The sequence below is a fragment of the Streptomyces sp. CA-146814 genome, assembly GCF_050942385.1.
Classification (GTDB): Bacteria; Actinomycetota; Actinomycetes; order Streptomycetales; family Streptomycetaceae; genus Streptomyces.
On record NZ_CP192068.1, the window covers coordinates 1177928 to 1201353 of the forward strand.

The window sequence follows — 23426 nt, forward strand, 5'->3', positions numbered from 1 at the left end:
CGGCGGCTCGCACGGGGTCCGGAGGGGCGGGGGTCGGCCGCCGCCTCCGAAAACTAGCAGTGGTAGTCGAAACGTCGTGGAGACGTTACGGCTCAGCGTGCCGCTCGTCCAGAGCCGGTGGCCTCGGCCGGTTCGCGCCGCGCGGGAAGCGGCAGGCGGGCGGCCTTGCGCTCCCGAGCGGGGGCCGGGACGGCGGCGTGGGGCTCCGGCGCGGAGGCCGTGCCTTCGGGGGTTCCGGGCTCGGCGGCCGGGCGGCCGGCCAGGAGGCAGGTGTCCTTCGGCGGGCAGTCCATGGCCCTCGGCAGCCGCAGCGCGGCGAGCGCGCCGAGCAGCAGCAGGCCCGCGCTGACGAAGAGCGTGACGTGCAGCCCGCCGACGAAGGCGTGCCGGGCCGTCGAGCGCAGCAGCTCTCCGGTCGGGCCGCCGAGCTGTGCGGCCACCTGGTACGCCTCACCCAGCGAGTGCGAGGCCTCCGCGCCCGCGCGGGCGGGTACGCCCTGGTCGGGCAGGGTGGCGAGACCCGGGGCGTAGGCGGCGTTCATGACGCTGCCGAGGAGCGCGATGCCGAGGCCCGCGCCGAGCTGGTAGGAGGTCTCCCCTATCGCCGCCGCCCCGCCCGCCCGCTCGGCCGGCGCGTCGCTGAGCATCGACTCGTACGCCCCGAAGAGCGTCGTCTGGAGTCCGAAGCCGAGCAGCACGAAGGCGCAGGTCAGCAGGGCGGGCCGGTCGTGGTGGCCCATCGAGGTGAGCAGCAGCACGGAGGAGGCCGTCAGCACGAAGCCCCAGCCGACCATCCTGCGCGGGCCGACGCGGCGCAGGGTGTACGAACCGGTGGCGCCGGCGGCCATCGCGGCGAAGGTCAGCGGGAGCAGCCGCAGCCCGGTCTCCAGCGGGCTGAGGCCCAGCACCAGCTGGAGGTACTGGACGGCGATCAGCTGGAGGCCGACCAGGGCCAGCATGGCGAGCACGATGCAGCCGACGGCGGTGGAGAAGGCCGGGCGGGCGAACATGGCGATGTCGATGAGCGGGTGCGTACGGCGCCGCTGACGGCGTACGAAGAGGATCAGGAGCGCCAGTCCGAGCGCCAGCGGCCCCAGCGCGACCGGGTCCAGCAGGCCCGCGCCGCCGCCGAGCCGCTTGACGCCGAGGACGACCCCGAGCACTCCGGCCGCGGCGGTCAGCGCGCCCAGCACGTCCCACGGGCCGTCGTCGGCGCCGCGCGACTCCGGCAGCAGCCAGCGGCCGAGCGGCAGGATGACCGCCATCAGCGGGATGTTGATCAGGAAGACCGAGCCCCACCAGAAGTGCTCGACCAGGAAGCCGCCGACGACCGGTCCGGTGGCGGCGCCGACCGCGGCGACCGCGGTCCACACCCCGATGGCGAGCGCCCGCTCCCGCCGGTCCGGGAAGACCTGGCGCAGGATCGACAGGGTGGCAGGCATGATCATCGCGCCGCCGACGCCGAGCAGGGCGCGGGCCGCGATGAGGACGGCCGGGGTGTCGGCGGTCGCGGCGAGCAGCGAGGCGGCGCCGAAGAGCGCGTAGCCGAGGAGCAGTACCCGCCGTCGGCCGATCCGGTCACCCAGCGTGCCGAAGAGGATGAGCAGCGAGGCGCAGACGAGGGGGTAGGCGTCGACGATCCAGAGGAGTCCGGTGGCGCTCGGGCGCAGGTCCTCGGTGACCGAGGGGACCGCGACATGGAGCACGGTCGCGTCGAGCGCGACCACCAGCAGGCTGAGACAGAGGACGACGAGGACGACCCAGCGGTTGGAGCCGTCGGCGGCTCGGCGCAGCCTGGCTCCGGCCGTGGTCGTCCCGGACATCTCCGTACCTCCCGATGAGTCCCTCGCGCTCGGTGGGCCGGCGGGGACCTCTTGTGTCGCGTCTCCCGGGGCCCGGCATCGACGGGCGAGTGCGCCGTCAGCGTACGCGAGTTCGGCCTGGTGAGACGTGGCCCACCTCATACACCGGTCCGCCGCACAGTGTGTCGTACGCCACGGAGGCCCCGCCCGTGGGCCCTCACGGCGGCCGGCCGGAGCGGTGTGCGCCTCCCCCGAACGGCCGGATCAATTCCTCCGGATTCCCGTGCACGAAATTACCCGGAAGATCAAACACGCTTCCGAACAGAACCCCGGGGAAAAGGGACACAAGATCACCGGGATTCTTCTCCCGGCCCGGAAAAAGTCATCGATCTGAGACGAAGTCCACATCACATCGTCATCACAAAGCGGCCGGATTGGCCTGCACACACACTCACTCGCTGTAACGTCGATTGGGTGCGTACCGACATCTTTGCCCGCCTGGACCGGGAGCCGGAACCGCCGAAGATAGTGGCACCGCGGATGAGCCGTCACCGTGCCGCCCTCTTCGGCGGGACGTTGGCGTTCTATCTCGCCATCGTCTTCGCCGTGCTCGTGACGTCCTGGCTGGTGGCCCTGGACTGGAAGGTCATGCTGTTCCGGCCCTACCAGCAGTGGCCCGAACTGCACGCCTTCCTCGACTACTACGTCGTGCTCGGCCAGCGCGGCCCGACGGCGGTGATGGTGGCCTGCTGGCTGGGCTGGCGTTCCTGGCGGCAGCACACGCTGCGGCCGCTGCTGGTCCTCGGCACCTCGCTGCTGCTGCTCAACGTGACGGTGGGCGCGGTCAAGCTGGGCCTCGGACGGCTCGGCCCGCACTACGCGACGCAGATCGGCTCGGCCGAGATGTTCGCCGGCGGCGATATATTTCCTTCGGGCCACACCGCCAACGCCGTCGTGACCTGGGGAATCCTCGCCTATCTGGCCACTACGCCCCGCGCCAGGCGCTATCTGTCGGCGGTCTCCGCCACGGTCTCGCTGGGCGTCGGCCTCACCACCGTCTACATCGGCACGCACTGGCTCAGCGATGTGGTGCTGGGCTGGGCGGCGGGTCTGCTGATCCTGCTGGCGCTGCCCTGGTTCGAGCCGCTGATCGCCCGGGCGGAGAGCTGGGTCTTCACTGTGCGCGAGCAGTGGCGCGCAGGGCGCCGGGCGGTCCGCCAGGTGCGGGCCCCCGAGATCGTCCCGCAGCCGGTGCTGCTCCCCCAGTCGATCGCCGCCGAGGGCGCGGCCCTCACGGCCGGCGGGAGCGCCGCCACCGCGCACCTGGCCACCGGCGCCCGGGCGCGCCATGCGCCCTCGGTCTGCCCGGAGCGGCCTCAGTCGGCTCCTGCGGGCACCCGCCGCCCGCCGGCCCACCCGGAGCACAGCCCCCGGGCCGCCACGAGCCCGGCTCCGGCCGGCCCGTTGACGGGCGGCTAGGACGACGACATCCGCGGATACGGCGAGGGCCCCGACCACCCGGTCGGGGCCCTCGCCGTATCCAGGGGCAGGGTGTCAGCCCACCCAGCAGCGGGTCACCGTGGCGTCCTCGACCTGGAAGTTGATGCGTCCGGAGCGGAACTCCATCGTCAGGAACGTGCCCGGCGGGACCGCCCGGACGGTGTCCCAGCCACGGCTTCTCGCCTGCTGTTCGGCGGCGTCGGCACCGAGGCCGACGTACGAGTCGGGGGCGTCGTCCGGCTGTGCGGGGGGGGTCGGTTCAGAGGCCATACCCTCACCGTAGGCGGCCGGGGGCGCGGACGGAAGGCGGGGCCGCGGACCGCCCCACGCATCCCCACATGCCGTCGCGGTCACGCTTGTGTCACAGAATCCCCACACCCGTATATCCCGCCCTATTCACCCGAACGGCCCGTCCGGAAGCGGTGGGGCGAAATGGCCGCACACCTCCGACGGCCGCGCGGCGAGGCCTGTCCCCAGGCTCCGTAAACACCTGGGGTGACTTGCCGCTTTTACCCTTCTCGGAGCTCGTCACCCGAATGGCCGCGACACCTGAATTTCATGCTCCCTTATACCTGTCCTACATTTCCTCACGATTCCGCCACCGGGCGGCAGTCCGGTCGCGGTCCGGAGAGCGCCCGGTCGAGCCGGTCCCGGGCCCGGACCATCACCTCGGTGAGCTCGGGCGGCTCGACCACCTCGAAGTCGATCCCCATGAGCAGGACGTGGATCACCAGGACGTCCAGGTCGGGCGCGCCCGCCGTCAGCCGGCAGGTCTCCGCGTCGACGGGCTCCAGCACCCCGGCGGAGGGCGAGATGCGCCGGGCGGCCTCCGCCACCGGAGCCTTGAGCAGGACCACCGCCCGCGCCGCGTAGGCGGAGACCGAGACGCCCTGGGAGACATAGGCGGCCAGGTCGTCGGCGGGCGGCGGCCGGGGGGTGAAACGGGGGCCGTGCGGCGGGGTCGGGGTGATCCGGTCCACCCGGAAGGTACGCCAGTCCGCCCGGTCAAGGTCCCAGGCGACCAGGTACCAGCGGTGCTCGGTGCAGACGAGCCGGTGCGGCTCCACGGTCCGGCGGGAGTCCGAGCCGCCGTGGGAGCGGTAGGAGAAGCGGAGCCGCTCGCTGTCCCGGCAGGCGGCGGCCAGCTCGGTGAGGAGCGCCGGATCCACGGTGTCGCTCTCCGCCCCGCGCAGCATCGGCACGGTGAAGGCGCCGAGCGCGCTCACCCGGCGCCGCAGCCGGCTCGGCAGCACCTGCTCCAGCTTGGCGAGAGCGCGTACGGAGGTCTCGCCGATGCCCTCGATGCCGTGACCGGCCGCCGTGCGCAGCCCCACGGCGACCGCGACGGCCTCCTCGTCGTCCAGCAGGAGCGGCGGCAGCTCGGCACCGGCCCCGAGCTGGTAGCCGCCGCCGGTGCCGGGGCTGGCGTTCACCGGATAACCGAGCTCGCGCAGCTTGTCGACGTCCCGGCGCACGGTGCGCGGGGTGACGCCGAGCCGTTCGGCGAGGTCGGCGCCGGACCAGTCCCGGTGGGCCTGGAGCAGGGAGAGCAGACGCAGGAGTCGTGCCGAGGTCTCCAACATGGGGACGAGTCTGCCAGGGCTTGCGGACAGGACTTGTCCGCAAGCCGCTATGGGGAGGGCTGGGGCGGAGGCCGTCCGCAAGCCGCTCAGGGGGCAGGGGCGGAGACTGTCCGCGGGCCGCTCAGGCGGGCGCGGGGTCCAGACGGACGCAGAGATCGTTCGCCGCGGTGTAGCACGGTGTGGCGAGGACGCCGTCGGCCACCGGACGGCCCGGGTAGACGTGGGTCTTGTCGCGGGACCAGATGTCGTCGAGGATCCGCGAGATCCTGACCGCTTTCGCACCGGCCGACGGGATCAGCCACAGCCGCCAGAGCCGCACCTCGGTGACGGGCTCGGTGGCGAGCGGCGCGTACGGCAGGGTGAAGGCGAAGCCGCCCGCCTCTCCGGCTGCGGTGAGCGGCACCCGGTGGACCCGCGTCGGCTCCCCCGGCAGCCGGGCCTCCACCACGGCCCCCTCGCCCGCCCCGACCCCGTACAGCACGCCCTCGGCGCTCATGCCGGACGGGCCGACGCGGAGCGTGCCGGCCTCGGCGTGCGGGGCGCGGTGCCAGCTGCGCAGTGCGAGGCGGCCGTCGACGGTGGGGTACGGGACCCGGGAGCTGATGGCGGCGGTGCCGGAGTCGGGGGTGCGGTCGACGAGGGTGCGCAGGTCCCGCAGCCCCGGGACGACGGTCAGCGTGCGGTCGGAGCCGGGCTCCTCGACGTACGCGTCCCAGCGTCCCTCGGGCAGTGCGGTGGTCGTCGGCAGCACCGCGCGCAGCCGGCCGGGCGCGGTGCTGCTCAGCGGGAGCCGGACCGTGGTGCCCGCCGCTCCGCGGTACCGCAGGAGCAGTACGGCCTCGGGGCCGGGCGCGGCGGTGGGGGCCAGGTCGAAGGTGAGCGCTCCGGCCGGATCGGCGGCGCAGTCGGCGCGGACGGTGGCGGTGGTGGTCATGCTGCCTTCCCCTTGCGGAGCACGTCGGCGGCCTTGTAGCGGAGGGCGTACGCGCCGTCGAGCACGGTGCCCCGGGTGCGGTGGAGCGCGGTGCGCAGCGGGCCGTGGCCCCGGGCGCGGGCGCCTTGGGCGAGGAGTTCGGTGTAGAGGCGCTCGTGGCGCTCCGCGATCCGCTCCGGCGCGAAGCGCTCCGAGGCGGCGAGCGCGGCGCCGCCCATCCGGTGGCGCAGGTCGTCGTCCTCGATCAGCTGGAGCAGCGCGGCGGTGATCGCGCCGGTGTCGCCGACCGGCACGAGACGGCCGTCGACGCCGTCCTCGATGATCTCGGCCGGTCCGTGCGGGCAGTCGGTGGCCACGACGGGCAGTCCGCCGCGCATCGCCTCGACGATGGTCATGCCGAAGGACTCGCGGTCCGAGGCGACGGCGGCGATCGACCCCTTGGGCCACTCGGCCTCCATGGGGTTGACCGAGCCCATCAGGAACACATGGTTGTGCAGGTCCAGTTGGTCGATGAGCGCGCGGAGCGTGGCCCGTTCGTCGCCGGAGGCGTCCGCACCGCCGTAGATCCGCAGCCGCCAGTCCGGGCGGACCGCGGCGACCTGGGCGAAGGCCCGTACCAGCAGGTCGTACCGTTTGATCCGGTGCAGCCGGCCGGCCGCGACGACCCACTTGAGGTCGCCGCCGGCGGGCGGACAGGCGGGCTCGGGAACGGCGTTGGGGATGGCCTCGATCCGCAGGCCCGGCAGCTTCATCCGGCGGCGGTAGTCCGCGGCGTCGGCGCGGGTGACGGTGGTGAGGGCGTCGAGCAGCGTGTAGCGGTGGGCGATCTCGCGCCGCAGCCGGTAGCCGTGGTTGTCGAGCGTGAGGTGCTCCTGCCCGACGCGCACCGGGCCGCGGCGGGTCTGCCGGCTGATGTGCACGTTCAGCCCGGGACGGGTGCCGACGACGACATCGGCCTCAAGTGACTGGAGATGGGCGGCGATCCGGGCGTCGGTGAGCCTGCTGTACTGCCTGTGCCGGCTGTCGCCGCGCGGGAACACCGTGGCGGGCCGGGCGTGTTCGGCGTCGTCACCGTCGTACGTCGGGCTCTTCTTCCGCGTATCGACGAGGTGGCGCAGGGTCACACCGTCGAGCGCGCCGAACGCGGGCGCCTCGCGGTGCCGGAAGACGGAGACGATCTCCACGTCGTGCTGCTCGGCGAGGGTGCGGGCGAGCGTGAAGGTCGAACGGATCGTCCCTCCGATGCCGTACGCATTGTGCAGAAGAAATGAAATATGCATGGCGCTCGCCGTTTCCCCCTGGTCTGGCCAGTCTGTTGCGACTGTACGTCCCGGTGGTTCGCCACCCGGAATGCCTCCGGAATCCGGCTGGATTCCGGAGCGGAATGCGCCGCCCGAGCAGGGTGGCTCCGCCACACCGCCGGAACCCCGTCTGACCAGCGCGTTCCCGGAAGGCTTGCGTCCGGTTCCCGGCCGTCGTCCGGCTGCCGGAGCATGCTTCTCGGGCGACCGGTCCGCCGCCCGGCCGCCTGCTCGCCACCCGTTCCGGCGACGCTTTCCTCCGTGCTTGACGTGAGGAAATGCGAGGAGGTTGCCTGCGTCCGGGAAAAAACTTCCGGAGAGTATCCGCCGCCCGCCCCACCGGCTCCTGCGGCACGGCGGTCGACTCATCGACAGGGCGATCTGTCGACTCCGTCTCCACTTCGGTCCCCACCGGTGCGTGACCCCGGCCACGGATCCCGCGTTGTCTCTTCATGAGCCGGGAACCCCCCGGCCCACGCACCGAGTTCGAGGAGCCACCCGTGCCGCGCATGCTCGACGTCAGCCAGGACGTACGCGCCGAGATCGGCGACGACGAAGCCGACCGGCTGCTCGTCGGCGACGACACACCCGGCAGCTACGACTGCACCTCCTGCCGCACCCCCGGCGACTCCGACCAGGAACGCACCAGCACCGTGCTGTTCATCGGGGACGAGACCGCCGTGCTCGCGTTCGCCCACGCGACGTGCATCCCCTCGCAGGTCGTCAAGGTCGCCGAGGACCAGCTCCAGGGCGCGGTGCGCAGCATCACCGGCAGCGAGCAGAAGAACACGGAGGGGCGCATGCCCGAACAGGCCGTCCTCGGCATCACCAGCGGTCTCGTTCTCATCGAGGACGATGTCCGACCGGCCCTGGTCGTCGAACCGACCGGACCGGTCGCCCGGCCCGGCACCGACGGCAGCGGAGGCGACCAGTTCCTCCAGCTGCTGCTGGAGCAGGGCTTCCACCCGGCCCCCGACCTGCACCTGCTCCCGGCGCCGCTGCCCGGCTGGTCGGTGCTGCTCGCCGTGGGCCAGCTGCACGCGGTGCTGCAGCCGGGCTCCGGCGGCGGAAACCCGGTCGCCTGGTGGCAGGCCCACCAGCCGCTCCAGGTGACCGACGGCTGGCGGGCCGCGGTCAACAAGTCGCAGACGGTCCTGGTCTTCGCCGCGCCGGCCGGCACCATCGGCCAGCAGCCGCGCGAGGACCTGCTCCGGGACGCCCTGGAGAAGGCCGCGGTCAACGGGGTCCTGGTCGCCGCCTCCATGCCGCTGGCCGGGACCTGATCATGTCCGCCCCGGCCGGGCAGCCCCGCCGAACAGCGATTTCTCCGGCGGGGCCGCATCCGACGGGCGGTGAGGTCGTTGGCACCTACGTGCACTCATACGACCCATCCCGCCAGCACCAGAGCCAGATTCCTGCCATGCGCCCCTCGCAGGATCCATCGGCGGGCACCTCCGCCACCCCGATCTACGACGCGCTGTACTCCGAGTACCGCCGCTCGTTCCGGGCGTTGCCGGGTGACCGGAGCGGTGAGGAGAACCTCCGCTTCCCGGCCTTCAGCGCCGGACTCTTCGCCTCCCGGACCCCGCTGGGCGGCCACGCGTCCCCGGCCGGTCAGAGCCGCCACACCGGGACCGGCAGCGTCCAGAACCAGCACACCGGCACCCTCGGCTCCTGGCAGCGGGTGGGCCGGCACGCCGGACGGCCCCGGCCCGCGGCGCTGCCTCCGGGCTCCCGGGAGTCCTGAGAGCGGGTATGCGAGAGCCCCGGCACGGACTGTGCCGGGGCTCCGCTGTGCGTCCTACTTGTTGCGGCCGCGCTTCTCGCGGACCCGGACCGAGATGTGGATCGGGGTGCCCTCGAAGCCGAACTCCTCGCGCAGGCGGCGCTCGACGAAGCGGCGGTAGCCGTGCTCCAGGAAGCCGGAGGCGAAGAGCACGAACCGCGGCGGCTTGGTGCCCGCCTGGGTGCCGAAGAGGATGCGCGGCTGCTTGCCACCGCGGATCGGGTGCGGGTGCGAGGCGACGATCTCACCGAGGAAGGCGTTGAGCCGGCCGGTGGGGACGCGGGTCTCCCAGCCCTCGATCGCGGTCTCGATCGCCGGGACCAGCTTCTCCATGTGCCGGCCGGTGACGGCCGAGACGTTGACGCGCGGGGCCCAGGAGATCTGCGCGAGCTCCGTCTCGATCTCGCGCTCCAGGTAGTAGCGGCGCTCCTCGTCGAGCGTGTCCCACTTGTTGAAGGCGACGACGATGGCGCGCCCGGCCTCCACGGCCATGGTGATGATCCGCTGGTCCTGGACGCTGATGGACTCGCTGGAGTCGATCAGGACGACGGCGACCTCAGCCTTCTCCACGGCGGCCGCCGTACGGAGCGAGGCGTAGTAGTCCGCGCCCTCCTGGAGGTGGACGCGGCGGCGGATACCGGCCGTGTCGATGAACTTCCAGGTGATGCCGCCGAGGTTGATCAGCTCGTCGACCGGGTCGCGGGTGGTGCCGGCCAGCTCGTTGACGACGACCCGGTCCTCGCCCGCGACCTTGTTCAGCAGGGAGGACTTGCCGACGTTCGGGCGGCCGATCAGCGCGATGCGGCGGGGTCCGCCGAGCGCCGTGCCGAACTTCTGGGCCGGGGCGTCCGGGAGGGCCTCCAGGACCGCGTCCAGCATGTCGCCGGTGCCGCGGCCGTGCAGCGAGGAGACCGGGTAGGGCTCGCCGAGGCCGAGCGACCAAAGGGCGGTGGCGTCGGCCTCGCCGCTCTGGCCGTCGACCTTGTTGGCGCAGAGCACGACGGGCTTCTTCGCCCGGCGCAGCAGCTTGACGACGGCCTCGTCGGTGTCGGTGGCGCCGACGGTGGAGTCGACCACGAAGACGACCGCGTCGGCCGTCTCGATGGCGTACTCCGCCTGGGCGGCGACGGAGGCATCCAGGCCCAGCACGTCCTGCTCCCAGCCGCCGGTGTCGACGACCTTGAACCGGCGGCCCGCCCACTCCGCCTCGTAGCTGACGCGGTCGCGGGTGACGCCGGGCTTGTCCTGCACGACGGCCTCACGGCGGCCGATGATGCGGTTCACCAGGGTCGACTTGCCGACATTGGGGCGGCCGACGACGGCGAGCACGGGGAGCGGGCCGTGACCGGCCTCGCCGAGAGCGCCCTCGACCTCTTCGGGGTCGAAGCCCTCCTGCGCGGCGAGCTCCATGAACTCCGCGTACTCGGCATCGCCAAGTTCTCCGTGCTCGTGGTCCGAGCCGCCGGAGTGAATCTGGTCGTTCATGAAGTCCGTTCCTCTTTGCATCATCATCGATGGACCACGGTCAGCGCGGTCCACTACTCAAGTCAGGTCAAGTCTCGCCTATCGCCCGGTGAGGCGCTTGGCGCTCTCCAGGTGGGCGGTGAGCTTCGCCTGGATCCGCAGGGTCGCCTCGTCCAGCGCCTTGCGCGTACGCCGCCCGTCGCCGGCGCTCGCGTCGAACGCGTCACCGAAGACGACGTCGACGCGGCTGCGCAGCGGGGGCAGCCCTCGTATCAACCGTCCGCGGCGCTCCGTACTTCCCAGGACGGCGACGGGGACGATCGGCGCCCCGCCGCGTACCGCGAAGTACGCGAGTCCGGCCCGCAGCGAGGCGAAGTCTCCCTCGCCCCGGGTGCCCTCCGGGAAGATCCCGAGCGCTCCGCCGTCCGCGAGGACGCCCAGCGCGTGGCCGATGGCGGTGCGGTCGACGGTCGTACGGTCCACCTCGATCTGGCCGATCCCGTGCAGGAACGGGTCGAGGGGGCCGACGAACGCCTCCTTCTTGATCAGGAAGTGCACCGGCCGGGGTGCGGTGCCCATCAGCATCGGTCCGTCGATGTTGTGGGAGTGGTTCACCGCGAGTATGACGGGTCCGGCGGCGGGCACGCGCCACGCGCCGAGCACGCGCGGCTTCCACAGCCCGTACATCAGGCCGATCCCGATCCTCCGCCCGACCGCCGCTCCGCGCAGCGTCGGCGCCCCCGTGGCGTCGCTCACGCGGCGGCCCGCTTCTCCTCGACGAGGGTGACGACGCACTCGATGACCTGCTGGAGGGTCAGTTCGGTGGTGTCCACCTCGACGGCGTCGTCCGCCTTGGCCAGCGGCGAGGTCTTCCGGCCGGAGTCGGCGGCGTCCCGCTTGATCAGGGCCTCGCGGGTGGCGGCCAGGTCGGAGCCCTTGACCTCACCGCTGCGGCGGGCGGCGCGGGCCTCCGGGGAGGCGGTGAGGAAGATCTTCAGGTCGGCGTCGGGCAGCACGGTGGTGCCGATGTCGCGGCCCTCGACGACGATGCCGCCGACGGCGCCCGCGGCGATGGTGCGCTGGAGCTCGGTGATGATCGTGCGCACCTCGGGGACCGCGCTGACGGCGGAGACCTTGGAGGTGACCTCTTGGGTGCGGATCGGGCCCGAGGCGTCCTCGCCGTCGACGGTGATCGTCGGGGCGGCCGGGTCGGTGCCGGAGACGATGACGGGCTTGGCGGCGGCGGTGGCGATCTCGGCGGCGTTGGTCACGTCGATGCCGTTGTTCAGCATCCACCAGGTGATGGCCCGGTACTGCGCGCCGGTGTCCAGGTAGCTCAGGCCGAGCTCGGCCGCGACGGCCTTGGAGGTGCTCGACTTGCCGGTGCCGGAGGGCCCGTCGATGGCGACGATCACGGCGGAGCTTGCGGTTTCCACGGTGGTGGACACCTTCCTGGTACACGGGGTGGGGACGGACGGGCCAGGGGACGGCCTCGTACCAGGTTACCGAGTGCCGGACCCGCCCTTGTACCCCGTACGGCGGAGGCGCCGCACACCGCCGGCGCCTCCGCCACCGGCTTGAGCCCCGGATACCGGCCTCAGCTCCGGATCGACCAGCCGCGCTCGGTGAGGGCGGCGCTCAGCACCGGGGCCGCGCTCGGTTCGACCATGATCTGGACCAGGCCCGCCTGCTGCCCGGTGGCGTGCTCGATGCGGACGTCCTCGATGTTGACCCCGGCCCGGCCCGCGTCGGCGAAGATCGCGGCCAGCTCGCCCGGCTTGTCCCCGATGAGGACGGCCACGGTCTCGTACGCGGCGGGGGCGGCGCCGTGCTTGCCGGGGACCCGGACGCGGCCGGCGTTGCCGCGGCGCAGGACGTCCTCGATGGCGTCGGTGCCCGCCCGCCGCTTCTCCTCGTCGGCGGAGTGCAGCCCGCGCAGCGCCCGTACCGTCTCCTCCAGGTCCGACGCGACCCCGGCCAGCACGTCGGCGACCGGCCCGGGGTTGGCGGAGAGGATCTCCACCCACATCCGCGGGTCGGAGGCGGCGATCCGGGTCACGTCGCGGATGCCCTGGCCGCAGAGGCGTACGGCGCTCTCGTCAGCCTCCTCCAGGCGCGCGGCGACCATGGAGGAGATCAGCTGCGGGGTGTGCGAGACGAGCGCGACGGCCCGGTCGTGGGCGTCGGCGTCCATCACCACCGGGACGGCCCGGCAGAGCGCGACCAGCTCCAGCGCGAGGTTGAGGACCTCGGTGTCGGTGTCGCGGGTCGGCGTGAGGACCCAGGGGCGGCCCTCGAAGAGGTCGGCGGTGGCGGCGAGCGGACCCGAGCGCTCCTTGCCCGCCATCGGGTGCGTACCGATGTACGGGGTGAGGTCGAGGCCCAGCGCCTCCAGCTCGCGGCGCGGGCCGCCCTTGACGCTGGCCACGTCCAGGTAGCCCCGGGCCACGCCGTCCCGCATGGCGGTGGCCAGGACGGTGGCGGTGTGGGCGGGCGGTACGGCGATGACCGCGAGGTCGACCGGGCCGGCCGGCGGCCCGTCCGTACCGGCGCCGAGCGCGGCGGCGGTGCGGGCCGACTCGGGGTCGTGGTCGACGAGGTGGACGTGGACGGAGCGGGCGGAGAGCGCGAGGGCGGCGGAGGTGCCGACGAGCCCGGTTCCGATGACGAGGGCGGTTCTCACTGGGCGATGTCCTTGCGCAGGGCGGCGGTGGCGCCGAGGTAGACGTGGCTGATCTCGGCGCGCGAGAGGTAGGTCTCGACGTGGGCGAGGAGGCGGACGACGCGGGGCATGGCGCCTTCGATGTCCAGCTCCTGGGCGCAGATCAGGGGGACGTCGACGATCCCGAGGCCGCGTGCGGCGGCGGCCGGGAAGTCGCTGTGCAGGTCCGGGGTGGCAGTGAACCAGATGCTGATCAGGTCGTCGGCGACCAGCTCGTTGCGTTCCAGGACGGCCGTGAGCAGCTCACCGACCCGCTCGTCCATGTGCCCGGCCTCGTCCCGATCCAGCTGGACGGCGCCTCGGACCGCTCGTACCGCCACGTCGTACTCCTCGCTCGTTCACTTCCGCGCTGCTCCTGATCACCCTAGAGGGGCGGCGCCGGACCGGTTCACCGCGCTCTCCGGTTGAGACGGGCGGTGGCGTGGACCGCGAGGAGCATGTGCCAGATCCGGCCGGCGAGGTGTTCGGGCGTCGCGGTGGTGCGTCCGTGGACCCAGTCGGCGAGCACGCCGGTGAAGAACCCGGCGACGGCGCTCGCGGTGAGGTCGTGTCCGGTCTCCGCCGGGCGGCGGGCGGTCAGCTCGTCGAGGCTGCGCTGCCGCAGCTCCCGGTGGAGCAGCTCGCCGAGCGGCCCGCCGCCGCCTTCGCGCAGGAGGCTGCGGTAGACGGGGGCCCGGGTGTGGACGGACGCGAGGAGGGCGGCGAGCGGGGCCGGCGGCGCGTCCGGTCCCGGCGGCGCCCCGTCCCAGGCGTGCAGGGCGTCGACCGCCTCGGTGACGACTTCGGCGCAGGCGTCCACCGCGAGGGCGTGCAGGTCGTCGTAGTGGAGGTAGAAGGTGGCGCGCCCGACCCCGGCCCCGCGGACCACCTGCGCGACGCTGACCTGTTCGAGTGGCCGGTGCTCGCAGGCGGCGAGCAGCGCGGTACGGAGCTTGGCCCGGGTGCGTGCGGTACGGGGGTCGGCGCTGCCGTCGGTGACTGCGGGGCTCATCGGCCCAGGATCTCAGCCCGCGAGCAGGACGGCGCCGAGGGCCAGCGCGGACGGGACGGCCTGGACGTACAGGATCTTCCGGCTCACGGTGGCGGCCCCGTAGACCCCGGCGACGATCAGGCAGCTCAGGAAGAAGACCTGCGCCTGGAAGGCGACCGGGTCGGCGGCGATGAGGCCCCAGACCAGGCCGGCGGCCATGAATCCGTTGTAGAGGCCCTGGTTGGCGGCGAGGGTGGCGCTCGCGCGGGAGGAGGCGGGAGTCGTGCCGAAGGCCTTGCGGCCGCGGTCGGTGTCCCAGAGGAACATCTCCAGGACGAGGAAGTAGGCGTGGATCAGCGCGACGAGCGCGACCAGGATCTGAGCAGTGATGTGCATGACGGTCGGCCTCCCGGTGGCGATTTCCTGGACGACTGTACAGGAAGTAGATCGGATCCGCCCTGTTGCTTCACCTGCGCGCTCCCCCGCACCACCATGGCCACCAGAGATCGCCCCCCACGCCCGACAACTGGAGAGCCCATGCCCATGAACGCGAACGCACGGCGAAGGACGGTCCTGACCGCGGGCGCGGCGGGTGCCGCAGCCCTGGTGACCGGCTGCGGATCGTCCGGCGACGAGAGCGGCGGAGGGGACGCGAGCGGTACGCCGACGGGTACGGCGTCGGACGCCGCGTCGCCCGGGGCCTCCCCCGGCGGCGGCGGTCAGCAGCTCGCCGCGACGAGTGACATCCCGGTCGGCGGCGGCACGATCTTCAAGGAGCAGAAGGTGGTGGTGACGCAGCCGGAGGAGGGCGAGTTCAAGGCCTTCTCCGCCGTCTGCACACACGCCCAGTGCCTCGTCTCGACGGTCAGCGACGGCACCATCAACTGCCCGTGCCACGGCTCCAAGTTCTCCATCACGGACGCGGCGGTCGAGGCCGGGCCGGCGACCCGCCCGCTGCCGGCCGAGCAGATCACCGTCGAGGGCGGAGAGATCCGGCTGGGCTGAGCACGGGGCTTCCCAGGAGCGGCGGCCGGAATTCCGGGGGCGGTCCGGTCCGCCGCCCCCGTACCCTCTCGGCCATGATCACTCCCGCCGACAAGGCTCTCGTACGCGACCACACGGTCTACGCGTGTGTGATGGGTTCCCGCGCGTTCGGTCTGGCGACGGAGGGGAGCGACACCGACCGGCGAGGCGTGTTCGTGGCCCCCACGCCGTTGTTCTGGCGCCTCACCAAGCCGCCGACGCACATCGAGGGCCCGGCTCCCGAGCAGTTCTCCTGGGAGCTGGAGCGCTTCTGCGAGCTGGCGCTGCGGGCCAACCCGAACGTGCTGGAGTGCCTGCACTCACCGCTGGTGGAGTACGTCGACGCCACCGGCCGCGAACTGCTGGAGCTGCGCGGCGCCTTCCTCTCCCGCCTGGCCCACGCCACGTTCGTCCGTTACGCGCTGGGCCAGCGGAAGAAGCTGGAGGCCGACGTACGGCAGTACGGCGAGCCGCGCTGGAAGCACGCGATGCACCTGCTGCGGCTGCTGGCGAGCAGCCGCGAGCTGCTGCGCACCGGCGAGCTGCACATCGACGTCGGCGCGGCGCGCGATGAGCTGCTGGCGGTGAAGCGCGGCGAGGTGGCCTGGCCGGAGGTGGAGCGCCGGATGAACCGCCTGGCCGAGGAGAACGACGAGGCGGCCACGGCCTCACCACTGCCCCCCGAGCCGGACCGGGCGGCGGTGGAGGACTTCCTGGTACGGGTCCGGCGGGCGGCAGTTTGACGACAGGCCCTAGACGTGTGTCAGGGCGCGAGCCTCGTCCGTACGACCAGGTCGTGCAGGTCGTCGAAGGCCGTCGTGGTCTCCGGCAGCCGGGAGCGCTCCTGCGCCTCGTCCAGGGCGCGGTGCAGCTCCTCGATGTCCCGGACCACCGCCTCCGCGTCCGCGCCCGTCGCCGCCGCGTGTTCGGCCTCCGCCTTGGCCGCGATCAGGCCGGGCAGGTAGGCGGGAGCGTCGACCTCGTCGAGCAGCGTCGGCAGATGGGCCTGGAGCTCCCCGCTGCGCATGAGGTGGATGCCGGTGAGCAGCGCCCGGAAGGTGTAGAGCAGCGGTTTCAGCTCGCCGGTCCTCGCGTACAGCCTCCACTGCGTGCCGGCGAAACCCCGGTAGTGGTGGGCGTGGTTGCGGGTCAGTACGCCGGGGACGAGGGCGGCCAGTTCGGTGTGGAGGCCGCTCGTGTGCACCACCAGCGGGGAGAGCAGCTGCTCCAGGACGTAGCCGTTCGGCCGGAGCATCAGGCGGACGAACTTCCGCAGGTCGTGGGTGACGAGGTCCATCTCGATCCCGTCCCGCTCCCACATCCGGGTCCGGGTCTCCTCCGGCTCACGCAGCCCCACCAGGTCCTCGGCGGGCAGGACGTGGACCCCCCGCAGGTCCACGTCCGAGTCGCGGGAGGGGAAGCCGTAGAGGTGGGCGCCGGAGACCGTGGCGAAGACCAGCGGGCCCGGGGCGTGGGCGAGGTCCGGGCGCAGGTCGGCGACCGGCAGACCGGCCCGCGCCAGGGTGAGGGGTGGGGTGCTCATGGCTCAAGCGTCCCAGAGCGCCGCCAGGGAGAGCAGGTCGCTCCGGTACTCGATGCGCTCCGACCACTCCTGGGGCCAGGCCCCCGCGCCCAGGTGGGCTCCGGCGAAGGCGCCCGCCAGGCAGGCGATCGAGTCGGAGTCGCCCCGGGTGCAGGCGGCCCGGCGCAGGGCGGTGAGCGGGTCCTCGGGGAAGAGCAGGAAGCAGTGCAGGGCGGTGGCGAGGGCCTCCTCGGCGATCCAGCCGTCGCCGGTGCGCTCGCACGGGTCGGTCTCCGGTGACGGGTCGCGCAGGGCCTCCTGCAGGGCGGCCAGGGCGCTCTGGCACTCGTCCCAGCCGCGGCTGATGAAGGCCTCGGGCGAGGTGTCACCGGCGTACCGCCACAGGTCGCCGAGCCAGCGGGTGTGGTAGCGGCCGGTGTTCTCGTACGCGTAGCTGCGCAACTGGCCGACCAGGCCGAGCGGTTCGGCGCCTCGGGCCAGGAGGTGGACCGCGCGGGCGGTCAGGTCGGAGGCGGCCAGGGCGGTGGGGTGGCCGTGGGTGAGGGCGGCCTGGAGCTGGGCGGCGCCGGCGCGCTGTTCGTCGCTGAGGCCGGGGACGAGGCCGATGGGCGCGACCCGCATGTTGGCGCCGCACCCCTTGGAGTGCGTCTGGCTCGCCTCCTGCCAGACCCTGGTGGATTCGAGCAGGCGGCAGGCGGTGAGGCAGGTGTTGCCGGGCGCCCGGTCGTTCTCCGGCGAGTGGTACCAGGCGATGAACTCCCGCCGTACCGGGTCCACCAGGCGCTCCGGCGTGAGCAGCCCGCTGTCCATCGCGGTGCGGATGCCACGGCCCAGCGCGATCGTCATCTGGGTGTCGTCGGTGACGAACGCGGGGGTCGGCAGCTCCATCCCCCGCCAGGGGCCGCACTTGGCGAGGATCGCGGGCACGTCGTTGAACTCGGTCGGGAAGCCCAGCGCGTCACCGAGCGCGAGCCCGGTCAGCGAGCCGGTGGCCGCCTGCTTGGTCAGTCTTCGGGTGGCGATGGTCATGGCGTTCGTCCTTCCGGGCGTGAGTTGGGTGGTTCGGTGGGCGGCGGGCGCAGCAGCGGCGGGTGCAGGGTCGTGGTTCCGCCCGCCCGGTACAGCGCGGCCGGTTTGCCCCGGCCGCCGGTGCGGCGCGGCGGGCCGTCGACCGGTACGACGAAGCCGGGCGCGCTCAGGACCTTGCGGCGGAAGTTGGGGCGGTCCAGCGCGACGCCCCACACCGTCTCGTAGACCTGCTGCAGCTCGCCGAGGGTGAACTCGGCGGGGCAGAACTCGGTGGCCAGGCAGGTGTATTCGAGCTTGGCGCCGATCCGGTCGCGGGCGTCGGTGAGGATCCGGTCGTGGTCGAAGGCGAGCGGTCCGGTGACCCCCGCGTCCCACCACCGGGCGCTCGCCGCGTCGCCGCCGCCGCGCGGTTCGGGCAGGTCCGGCAGGAGTGCGGCGTACGCGACGGAGACGACCCGCATCCTCGGGTCGCGGTCCGGGTCGGTGTAGGTGCGCAGCTGCTCCAGGTGGAGGGTGCCGACGGCGTCCGGGCCGAGGCCGGTCTCCTCGGCCAGCTCGCGGCGGGCGGCCTCGTCGGCGGACTCGCGGGGCAGGACGAAGCCGCCGGGCAGCGCCCAGCGCCCCCGGAACGGGTCCTGCCCGCGCTCCACCAGCAGCACGTGGAGCGCCGCGTCCCGGACGGTGAAGACCGCGAGGTCGACGGTGACCGCGAACGGCGGGAAGGCGTGCGGGTCGTACCCCTCCGGTACGCCGGTGCTCATCGCTTCTCCGGGAGCGGGGCGGCGAAGTCCCAGCCGGTGGCGAGGAGTTCGTCCACGGCGGCGACGGCCTGCGCGAGACGGGCCTCGGGTGGGCCGGTGATCTCGATGAACCGGCGTCCGGTGCGCGTGAGTTCGGCGCGGAAGCGGTCGGTCATCCAGGGTCGCAGCTCCTCGCCGTCGCGCAGCCCGTCGTCCTCGAAGGCGACGCCCTCGTGGTCGGTGAGCAGCCAGAGGTGGTGGCCTGCCCGGTCCGCGATCTCCTCGACGAGCGGGTTGCGGCCGCCGACGTACCGCTCGTGCCAGACGGTGGTGGCGAAGGAGTCCGTGTCGCAGAAGAGGATCGGTGAGCCGGTGCGGGCGGCGGCCTCCTCGCGCTCGTTCTGGACCCGCGCGATGACGGGGAAGTCGCCGGTGGTGAAGGTGACGTCCTCCCAGGCGGCTCCGGGCCACCGCTCGCGCAGGGCGGCGAGCTTGTGCTCGCTGTACTCGCGCCCGTACTCCGCGACGCACACCGTCCGCGCCCAGACCCCGCCACGGGCCCGATAGTGGGCGGTGAGGGCCCGCGCGAGCGTGGTGGTGCCGGTGGACTCGGCGCCGAGGACGACGACCCGGCGGGCGAGGGCGGCCCGGACCGGCGCGCGGAGGAAGTCCCAGCAGCCGATCGGGTCCTTGCGCACGGCGGTGCCGGAGACCGGGAAGAGCGTGCGGTCGGGGTCGACGAGCACGGACGCGGCGCCGAAGCGGCGGCCGAGCTCCTCCCCGTATGCCTCCGAGGTGAAGACCGCGTCCACCCGCTCCGGCACGGCGGCGGTGAAGACGGCCATGTGCGCGTCCCAGACCGCCGGGTCGTGCACGTCCATGTGCGTGTCGTCCACCGTGCCCACCACCGTGACGTCCGGGTGGACTTCGCGCATCCAGGCCACCCGGTCCGCGAGCGGAACCGACTCCACGGAGGCGGCGCAGACCAGCACGGTCAGCCGTTCGCAGTGGTCCTGGGCGGTCCGGACGAGGTGGTGGTGGCCGGCGTGCGGCGGGTAGAACTTGCCGAGGACCAGGCCGTGTTCGTACGTCTTCATGCCGTGGCCACTTCCAGGGTGCGGGAGTTACGGGCCGTCAGGTCGCGGTGCCAGTTGCGCAGGCCGACGATGCAGAGCACGAGGAACCCGGCGTACAGCAGCGAGGTCAGATACAGCCCCTTGTGCGCGTAGAGCGGGATGTAGACCAGGTCCGCCGCGATCCAGAGCCACCAGGACTCCAGCCGCTTCCGGCACTGCCCGTACGTCGCCATCAGGGACAGCGAGGTCGTCAGGGCGTCCCAGAACGGGACGGTGGAGTCGGTGGCCCTGGCCAGCAGCAGCGTGATCCCGGCGGTCCCCACCACCCCCGCCGCGAGCAGCCAGACCCATTCGGTGCGGGTCGTCCTGCGCACCGGAAGGACGGAGGAGCCTGGTCCACCCCCGTGGGTCCAGGTCCACCAGCCGTACGCGGCGAGGGTGATGAAGACGATCTGGAGGCCGGCGTCGGCGTACAGGCCGGCCTGCGCGAACAGCAGGATGAAGAAGACGTTGTTGGCGATGCCGATCGGCCAGTTGGCGATGTGCTGGCGGGCCACGAGCCAGACGCAGAGCGCCCCGCTGCCGAATCCCAGCACCTCGGTCCAGCTGACCGGGGTGTCCAGGACGGTCACCAGGGGCTGCTGCAGGGGATCGAGTATGTCCGCGAGGCTCACGGGCCCGCCTCCTTCTTTAATGGTCACTCTGACTATAAAGGGTGGACGGGGGCAGCAAAAGGCCCGCGGCCGGTTCTGTTCGAACCTTCCGAACGGATACCGGCCGCGGGCCTCGGTGAGGAGCTTCTAGAGACCGACCTCGCGCATCAGCATGCCGACCTCGGTGTTGGTGAGGCGGCGCAGCCAGCCGGACTTCTGGTCGCCCAGCGGGATCGGCCCGAAGGACGTCCGCACCAGGCGCTCGACCGGGAAGCCGGCCTCGGCCAGCATGCGGCGCACGATGTGCTTGCGGCCCTCGTGGAGGGTGACCTCGACCAGGTAGTTCTTGCCGGTGTTCTCGACGACGCGGAAGTGGTCGGCGCGGGCGTAGCCGTCCTCCAGCTGGATGCCGTCCTTGAGCCGCTTGCCGAGGTCGCGCGGCAGCGGGCCCTGGATGGCGGCCAGGTAGGTCTTCTTCACGCCGTACTTCGGGTGCGTGAGGCGGTGGGCCAGCTCACCGTGGTTGGTGAGCATGATGATGCCCTCCGTCTCGGTGTCGAGCCGGCCGACGTGGAACAGCCGCGTCTCGCGGTTGGTCACGTAGTCGCCGAGGCACTGGCGGCCGTCCGGGTCCTCCATCGAGGAGACGACACCGGCGGGCTTGTTCAGCGCGAAGAAGAGGTACGACTGCGCGGCGACGGTCAGGCCGTCGACCTTGATCTCGTCCTTGTGGACGTCGACGCGCATGCCCTGCTCGACGACGATCTCGCCGTTGACCTCGACGCGGGACTGCTCGATCAGCTCCTCGCACGCACGGCGCGAGCCCATGCCGGCCCGGGCGAGGACCTTCTGCAGCCGCTCGCCCTCCTGCTCGGCGCCCGGGTGGGTCTTGGGCAGGTTGATCTCGGGCTTGTTCGCGTACCGGTCGCGGTTGCGCTGCTCGATCTTGGCGTCCAGCTCACGCGGGCGCGAGGGGGCGCCGCGACGGAAACCGCCGGTGCGGCCGGAGCCGCCCTGTGCGGGCTTCGGGCCGCCCTTGGCGCCGCCGCGGGCCGCCGAGCCGCGGCCCTTGCGCGGGCCGTCCTGCTCGGAGCGGGCGCCGGGGGCGTCGTTGCCGACGTCGTAGCGGCGCTCCTCGGGGCGGGGACGGCGGGGGCGCTGCTCCTGCTCGTCACGCCCACCCTGGTAGCTGCCACGCCCGTCCTGGGAACGCCCGCCCTGCGAGCCGGAACGCCCGCCCTGGCCGAAGGGGCGGCCACCCTGGCCGCCGGGACGCCCGCCCTGGCTGCCGCCGCGTCCGCCCTGACCGCCGGAGGGACGACCGCCCTGACCGCCGGGACGGCCGCCCGAGGCTCCGGGCCGCCCGCCCTGGCCGCTGCCGCCGCGTCCGCCGCCGCCCTGGCCGCCGGAGCGCCCGCCCTGGCCGCCGCTCCGGCCGCCCTGACCGCCGCTGCCGCTTCCGCTGTTCCTGCCACTGCTTCGCATCAAAATTCCGTCTTGTCGTCTGCGTGAGTATCCGGGGTGTCCGGTGCGTCCGGATCGAACGACGGCACACCCTCTAGCGTCTCAGCCTCGATCGCGTCCGCCTCGGGGAGGAAGGGCGCGAGTTCCGGGAGCTCGTCCAGGCCGCGCAGGCCCATTCGCTCCAGAAAGTAGTTCGTCGTCCTGTACAGGATCGCACCTGTTTCGGGTTCCGCGCCCGCCTCGGCCACCAGGCCCCTCTGGAGGAGGGTCCGCATGACGCCGTCGCAGTTGACTCCGCGCACCGCCGAGACCCGCGACCGGCTCACCGGCTGCCGGTAGGCGACCACCGCCAGGGTCTCCAGCGCGGCCTGGGTGAGCCGGGCGTGCTGGCCGTCCAGGACGAAGCCCTCGACGGCCGCCGCGTACTCGGGGCGGGTGTAGAACCGCCAGCCACCCGCCACCAGCCGCAGGTCGAAGCCCCGGCGCTGCACGGTGTACTCGTCGGCCAGCTCCCGCAGCGCGTCCGCCACCGCTCTGCGGGGCCGCTGGAGCACCTTGGCCAGCTGGTCGACGGTGGCGGGCTCGTCGACGACCATGAGGACCGCTTCGAGGGCGGGCTTGAGGTCGAGCGAGGCGACCGCGCCCGTGTCGTCCGCCTGGACCGGCTGCTCACTCATTCCCGTACGTCCTCCTCGTCACTGCCCCCGTTGAGCTCCTGGTCGAACTCGTCCGTCACCACCGGCTCCGCGTCCGTCCCGCCGGACCAGGTCACCAGCAGGTCGCCGAGCGCCTCGTCCTGGTCCAGGGTGACGGCCTTCTCCCGGTACAGCTCCAGCAGGGCCAGGAAGCGGGCGACGACGGTGAGGGTGTCCGGGGCGTCCTCGGTGAGCGTGCGGAAACTCACCGCCGCTCCGGCCGCGCGCAGCCGCTCCACCACGATGCCCGCCTGCTCCCGCACGCTGACCAGCGGGGCGTGGATGTGGTCGACGTACACCTGCGGCTTCGGCTTCGGCTGCATCGCCTTGACGGCCAGCTTGGCGAGCCCTTCGGGCCCGATGCTGATGACGACCTCGGGCAGCAGCTCGGCGTGGTGGTCCTCCAGGCCGACGGTACGGGGGTGGCGGCGGGCCTCGGACTCCAGGCGGCCGCTGAAGATGTCCGCGATCTGCTTGTACGCGCGGTACTGGAGCAGCCGCGCGAAGAGCAGGTCCCGCGCCTCCAGCAGCGCCAGGTCCGCCTCGTCCTCCACCTCGGCGGCGGGCAGCAGCCGGGCGGCCTTGAGGTCGAGGAGCGTGGCGGCGACGACGAGGAACTCGGTGGTCTGGTCGAGGTCCCAGTCGGGGCCCATGGCGCGGATGTACGCCATGAACTCGTCGGTGACCTTCGAGAGCGCGACCTCGGTCACGTCGAGCTTGTGCCGGGAGATCAGCTGGAGGAGGAGGTCGAAGGGGCCCTCGAAGTTCACCAGCCGGACGGTGAACCGCTTGTCGTCGGACGCTTCAGGCCCGTGAGGCGCTTCAGGCCCTTCACGCGCTTCTACGGGCTCAGGCCCGGCCTGTACGGCCTCCGGAGCGGTTTCCGGCACATCCGGTACGGAAACGGCTTCCGGCTCCCGTACGGCCTCCGCAGGCGCCTCCACGGCCACCGGAACGGCCTCCGCGACCGGCTCCGGACCGGGCTCCCGCTCAGGCGCCACCGCCCCGGGCCCCCGGCCCAGGGCGCGGCGGCGCGGGGCGGCGGGGTCGTGGGGCGGGGGCATGGTGGTCCAGAGGTGGGGCGCGGAGGGGGCCCGCCGGGCGGCGGGTCCCATCCGGCAGGCTACCGGCGCGGCGCCGG

Annotated in this window: 25 protein-coding genes; 5 read left to right on the top strand and 20 right to left on the bottom strand. The window is 72.9% G+C overall.

Annotation, left to right across the window (positions count from 1 at the left end; translation table 11 throughout):
* Positions 1–92: 92 nt before the first annotated feature.
* The gene (locus ACQP09_RS05180; protein WP_433396339.1) at positions 93–1823 is read right to left on the bottom strand and encodes an MFS transporter; all 1731 of its coding nucleotides are present in this window, start codon (positions 1821–1823) and stop codon (positions 93–95) included.
* A 453-nt stretch (positions 1824–2276) separates the two neighbouring features.
* Here ACQP09_RS05180 and ACQP09_RS05185 point away from each other — a divergent pair, with 453 nt between their 5' ends.
* Complete coding sequence (locus ACQP09_RS05185; protein WP_433396341.1) at positions 2277–3281, top strand: phosphatase PAP2 family protein; 1005 nt, start codon at positions 2277–2279, stop codon at positions 3279–3281.
* A gap of 75 nt (positions 3282–3356) precedes the next feature.
* Here the strand turns inward: ACQP09_RS05185 and ACQP09_RS05190 are convergent, their stop codons facing one another.
* From ACQP09_RS05190 to ACQP09_RS05205, 4 genes are all read right to left on the bottom strand, one after another.
* Positions 3357–3572 (bottom strand): I78 family peptidase inhibitor, encoded by a 216-nt coding sequence (locus tag ACQP09_RS05190; protein WP_356754620.1) that lies wholly within the window; start codon positions 3570–3572, stop codon positions 3357–3359.
* 317 nt (positions 3573–3889) lie between these two features.
* Complete coding sequence (locus ACQP09_RS05195) at positions 3890–4885, bottom strand: helix-turn-helix transcriptional regulator (RefSeq protein WP_433396343.1); 996 nt, start codon at positions 4883–4885, stop codon at positions 3890–3892.
* A 121-nt stretch (positions 4886–5006) separates the two neighbouring features.
* Positions 5007–5819, bottom strand: a complete 813-nt coding sequence (locus ACQP09_RS05200) for a transferase (RefSeq protein ID WP_433396345.1) — start codon at positions 5817–5819, stop codon at positions 5007–5009.
* The gene (locus ACQP09_RS05205) at positions 5816–7099 is read right to left on the bottom strand and encodes a glycosyltransferase family 4 protein (RefSeq protein WP_433396346.1); all 1284 of its coding nucleotides are present in this window, start codon (positions 7097–7099) and stop codon (positions 5816–5818) included. The genes ACQP09_RS05200 and ACQP09_RS05205 overlap by 4 nt, the downstream gene beginning before the upstream one ends.
* Before the next feature lie 521 nt (positions 7100–7620).
* Here ACQP09_RS05205 and ACQP09_RS05210 point away from each other — a divergent pair.
* Together ACQP09_RS05210 and ACQP09_RS05215 are read left to right on the top strand one after the other, a co-directional pair.
* Complete coding sequence (locus ACQP09_RS05210; RefSeq protein WP_404068440.1) at positions 7621–8403, top strand: hypothetical protein; 783 nt, start codon at positions 7621–7623, stop codon at positions 8401–8403.
* 137 nt (positions 8404–8540) lie between these two features.
* Complete coding sequence (locus ACQP09_RS05215) at positions 8541–8867, top strand: hypothetical protein (RefSeq protein ID WP_433396348.1); 327 nt, start codon at positions 8541–8543, stop codon at positions 8865–8867.
* A gap of 54 nt (positions 8868–8921) precedes the next feature.
* Here ACQP09_RS05215 and der read toward each other — a convergent pair whose 3' ends face one another.
* The 7 genes from der to ACQP09_RS05250 form a co-directional block, all read right to left on the bottom strand.
* Entirely contained in the window at positions 8922–10391 is a 1470-nt protein-coding gene (gene der, locus ACQP09_RS05220; protein ID WP_432152683.1) for a ribosome biogenesis GTPase Der, read from the bottom strand.
* 78 nt (positions 10392–10469) lie between these two features.
* Positions 10470–11126 (bottom strand): lysophospholipid acyltransferase family protein, encoded by a 657-nt coding sequence (locus ACQP09_RS05225; protein WP_015607656.1) that lies wholly within the window; start codon positions 11124–11126, stop codon positions 10470–10472.
* Positions 11123–11818 (bottom strand): (d)CMP kinase, encoded by a 696-nt coding sequence (cmk, locus tag ACQP09_RS05230; protein ID WP_433396351.1) that lies wholly within the window; start codon positions 11816–11818, stop codon positions 11123–11125. Before cmk ends, ACQP09_RS05225 begins: the two co-directional genes overlap by 4 nt.
* Positions 11819–11967: 149 nt before the next feature.
* Positions 11968–13053, bottom strand: a complete 1086-nt coding sequence (locus ACQP09_RS05235; RefSeq protein ID WP_432152686.1) for a prephenate dehydrogenase — start codon at positions 13051–13053, stop codon at positions 11968–11970.
* A complete protein-coding gene (aroH, locus tag ACQP09_RS05240) occupies positions 13050–13412 on the bottom strand; it encodes a chorismate mutase (protein ID WP_380955724.1) in 363 nt (120 codons plus the stop codon). Before aroH ends, ACQP09_RS05235 begins: the two co-directional genes overlap by 4 nt.
* Positions 13413–13480: 68 nt before the next feature.
* The gene (locus ACQP09_RS05245) at positions 13481–14083 is read right to left on the bottom strand and encodes a TetR/AcrR family transcriptional regulator (RefSeq protein WP_433396353.1); all 603 of its coding nucleotides are present in this window, start codon (positions 14081–14083) and stop codon (positions 13481–13483) included.
* Positions 14084–14095: 12 nt separating this feature from the next.
* Positions 14096–14458 (bottom strand): DUF1304 domain-containing protein, encoded by a 363-nt coding sequence (locus ACQP09_RS05250; protein ID WP_433396355.1) that lies wholly within the window; start codon positions 14456–14458, stop codon positions 14096–14098.
* 147 nt (positions 14459–14605) lie between these two features.
* Here ACQP09_RS05250 and ACQP09_RS05255 point away from each other — a divergent pair, with 147 nt between their 5' ends.
* Both ACQP09_RS05255 and ACQP09_RS05260 read left to right on the top strand, forming a co-directional pair.
* Positions 14606–15067, top strand: coding sequence for a Rieske (2Fe-2S) protein (locus ACQP09_RS05255; protein WP_433396357.1), 462 nt, complete (start codon positions 14606–14608; stop codon positions 15065–15067).
* A 74-nt stretch (positions 15068–15141) separates the two neighbouring features.
* A complete protein-coding gene (locus tag ACQP09_RS05260; RefSeq protein WP_433396359.1) occupies positions 15142–15828 on the top strand; it encodes a nucleotidyltransferase domain-containing protein in 687 nt (228 codons plus the stop codon).
* A gap of 20 nt (positions 15829–15848) precedes the next feature.
* Here ACQP09_RS05260 and ACQP09_RS05265 read toward each other — a convergent pair whose 3' ends face one another.
* The 8 genes from ACQP09_RS05265 to ACQP09_RS05300 form a co-directional block, all read right to left on the bottom strand.
* Positions 15849–16628, bottom strand: a complete 780-nt coding sequence (locus ACQP09_RS05265) for a nucleotidyltransferase domain-containing protein (RefSeq protein ID WP_433396361.1) — start codon at positions 16626–16628, stop codon at positions 15849–15851.
* Positions 16629–16631: 3 nt separating this feature from the next.
* On the bottom strand, positions 16632–17657 hold the full coding sequence (locus ACQP09_RS05270) for an ADP-ribosylglycohydrolase family protein (protein WP_433396362.1): 1026 nt from the start codon (positions 17655–17657) through the stop codon (positions 16632–16634).
* Entirely contained in the window at positions 17654–18418 is a 765-nt protein-coding gene (locus ACQP09_RS05275) for an NUDIX hydrolase (RefSeq protein ID WP_433396364.1), read from the bottom strand. The genes ACQP09_RS05270 and ACQP09_RS05275 overlap by 4 nt, the downstream gene beginning before the upstream one ends.
* Positions 18415–19494: an AAA family ATPase gene (locus ACQP09_RS05280; RefSeq protein ID WP_433396366.1), complete on the bottom strand. Its 1080-nt coding sequence runs from the start codon at positions 19492–19494 to the stop codon at positions 18415–18417. The genes ACQP09_RS05275 and ACQP09_RS05280 overlap by 4 nt, the downstream gene beginning before the upstream one ends.
* Complete coding sequence (pnuC, locus tag ACQP09_RS05285) at positions 19491–20147, bottom strand: nicotinamide riboside transporter PnuC (protein WP_433396368.1); 657 nt, start codon at positions 20145–20147, stop codon at positions 19491–19493. The genes ACQP09_RS05280 and pnuC overlap by 4 nt, the downstream gene beginning before the upstream one ends.
* 126 nt (positions 20148–20273) lie before the next feature.
* Positions 20274–21611 carry a pseudouridine synthase gene (locus ACQP09_RS05290; RefSeq protein WP_433396369.1) on the bottom strand — a complete coding sequence of 446 codons (1338 nt, stop codon included), beginning with the start codon at positions 21609–21611 and terminating at the stop codon, positions 20274–20276.
* Positions 21611–22267, bottom strand: a complete 657-nt coding sequence (scpB, locus tag ACQP09_RS05295; protein ID WP_018515500.1) for an SMC-Scp complex subunit ScpB — start codon at positions 22265–22267, stop codon at positions 21611–21613. Before scpB ends, ACQP09_RS05290 begins: the two co-directional genes overlap by 1 nt.
* Entirely contained in the window at positions 22264–23349 is a 1086-nt protein-coding gene (locus ACQP09_RS05300) for a segregation/condensation protein A (RefSeq protein ID WP_433406497.1), read from the bottom strand. The genes scpB and ACQP09_RS05300 overlap by 4 nt, the downstream gene beginning before the upstream one ends.
* Positions 23350–23426: the final 77 nt, after the last annotated feature.

What these genes read in the sequence shown, in the direction of transcription:
- ACQP09_RS05270 (WP_433396362.1), bottom strand. Translation starts at nt 17,657, where the DNA reads ATGACCATCGCCACCCGAAGACTGACCAAGCAGGCGGCCACCGGCTCG.
- ACQP09_RS05195 (WP_433396343.1), bottom strand. Translation starts at nt 4,885, where the DNA reads ATGTTGGAGACCTCGGCACGACTCCTGCGTCTGCTCTCCCTGCTCCAG.
- ACQP09_RS05275 (WP_433396364.1), bottom strand. Translation starts at nt 18,418, where the DNA reads ATGAGCACCGGCGTACCGGAGGGGTACGACCCGCACGCCTTCCCGCCG.
- ACQP09_RS05245 (WP_433396353.1), bottom strand. Translation starts at nt 14,083, where the DNA reads ATGAGCCCCGCAGTCACCGACGGCAGCGCCGACCCCCGTACCGCACGC.
- ACQP09_RS05300 (WP_433406497.1), bottom strand. Translation starts at nt 23,349, where the DNA reads ATGCCCCCGCCCCACGACCCCGCCGCCCCGCGCCGCCGCGCCCTGGGC.
- ACQP09_RS05265 (WP_433396361.1), bottom strand. Translation starts at nt 16,628, where the DNA reads ATGAGCACCCCACCCCTCACCCTGGCGCGGGCCGGTCTGCCGGTCGCC.
- ACQP09_RS05180 (WP_433396339.1), bottom strand. Translation starts at nt 1,823, where the DNA reads ATGTCCGGGACGACCACGGCCGGAGCCAGGCTGCGCCGAGCCGCCGAC.
- ACQP09_RS05260 (WP_433396359.1), top strand. Translation starts at nt 15,142, where the DNA reads ATGATCACTCCCGCCGACAAGGCTCTCGTACGCGACCACACGGTCTAC.
- ACQP09_RS05200 (WP_433396345.1), bottom strand. Translation starts at nt 5,819, where the DNA reads ATGACCACCACCGCCACCGTCCGCGCCGACTGCGCCGCCGATCCGGCC.
- ACQP09_RS05190 (WP_356754620.1), bottom strand. Translation starts at nt 3,572, where the DNA reads ATGGCCTCTGAACCGACCCCCCCCGCACAGCCGGACGACGCCCCCGAC.
- scpB (WP_018515500.1), bottom strand. Translation starts at nt 22,267, where the DNA reads ATGAGTGAGCAGCCGGTCCAGGCGGACGACACGGGCGCGGTCGCCTCG.
- ACQP09_RS05205 (WP_433396346.1), bottom strand. Translation starts at nt 7,099, where the DNA reads ATGCATATTTCATTTCTTCTGCACAATGCGTACGGCATCGGAGGGACG.
- ACQP09_RS05255 (WP_433396357.1), top strand. Translation starts at nt 14,606, where the DNA reads ATGAACGCGAACGCACGGCGAAGGACGGTCCTGACCGCGGGCGCGGCG.
- ACQP09_RS05290 (WP_433396369.1), bottom strand. Translation starts at nt 21,611, where the DNA reads ATGCGAAGCAGTGGCAGGAACAGCGGAAGCGGCAGCGGCGGTCAGGGC.
- ACQP09_RS05215 (WP_433396348.1), top strand. Translation starts at nt 8,541, where the DNA reads ATGCGCCCCTCGCAGGATCCATCGGCGGGCACCTCCGCCACCCCGATC.
- der (WP_432152683.1), bottom strand. Translation starts at nt 10,391, where the DNA reads ATGAACGACCAGATTCACTCCGGCGGCTCGGACCACGAGCACGGAGAA.
- ACQP09_RS05250 (WP_433396355.1), bottom strand. Translation starts at nt 14,458, where the DNA reads ATGCACATCACTGCTCAGATCCTGGTCGCGCTCGTCGCGCTGATCCAC.
- ACQP09_RS05280 (WP_433396366.1), bottom strand. Translation starts at nt 19,494, where the DNA reads ATGAAGACGTACGAACACGGCCTGGTCCTCGGCAAGTTCTACCCGCCG.